Annotated in this window: 1 protein-coding gene; it reads right to left on the reverse strand. The window is 78.5% G+C overall.

Going from position 1 to position 684, the window contains the following annotated elements:
- Positions 1 to 52 precede the first annotated feature (52 nt).
- A complete protein-coding gene (locus ACFWXO_RS00935) occupies positions 53 to 436 on the reverse strand; it encodes an ATP-binding protein (protein ID WP_375882306.1) in 384 nt (127 codons plus the stop codon).
- Between the last annotated feature and the right edge of the window lie 248 nt (positions 437 to 684).

Genomic DNA, 684 nt, shown 5'->3' on the forward strand with positions numbered 1-684 from the left:
CCCCCGGAGGAGTTCCGGGGGCGGGCGGCCCGTCGTCGTGCGGGTGGCCGGATCAGCCGCCCAGGCCGCCCAGCGCGCCGGCAACCCCGCCGATCGGGGTCTTGTCCAGGCCGGGGACGTTCGGCAGGCCGCCGACGCGCTGCTGGGTGAGGCCGGCGACCGGGGCGGCGGGCGCGGCCTCGGCGGCCGGAGCGGCGGCGGGCTGGCCGGCGCTCGGGGTCAGGGTGCCGAGGGTGCCGGCGACCTTGTCGCCGCCGGGCAGCTTGGCCGCGGTGTCGGTGACCGCACCGGTCACCGCGGGGTTCGTCACCGCGCCGGTGGGCAGCCCGAGGCCGCCGGCCGCCTGGCCGGCCGCCGCGGAGGCGGTGCCGGCGCCGACCGCCGCGATGGCGATGCCGAGCGCCGCGGTACCGGCGGCCTTGAGAGCCTGCTTCATGGTTCGTCCCCTTGGGTCCTCGTCGGTGGCCGACATCGCACGGGGCGACGGACGGGCGAGTGCCGCCACGGCCTGTCAGCATTGACTGGCACACCGTAGTGACAGGGTCGCGCGAGAACCAAAGGGCGTTCACTCACCCGAGTGAGTAGTGGGGGGGGGGGCCCCACCACCGACCGCCCGCCCCGGGCGCCCCCCCCCCCCCCCGGGGGCGGGGCGGGCGGGGGGGGTAAAAAACAAAAGGGGGGCCG

The sequence above is a fragment of the Kitasatospora sp. NPDC059088 genome, assembly GCF_042738155.1.
Taxonomy (GTDB): Bacteria; Actinomycetota; Actinomycetes; order Streptomycetales; family Streptomycetaceae; genus Kitasatospora.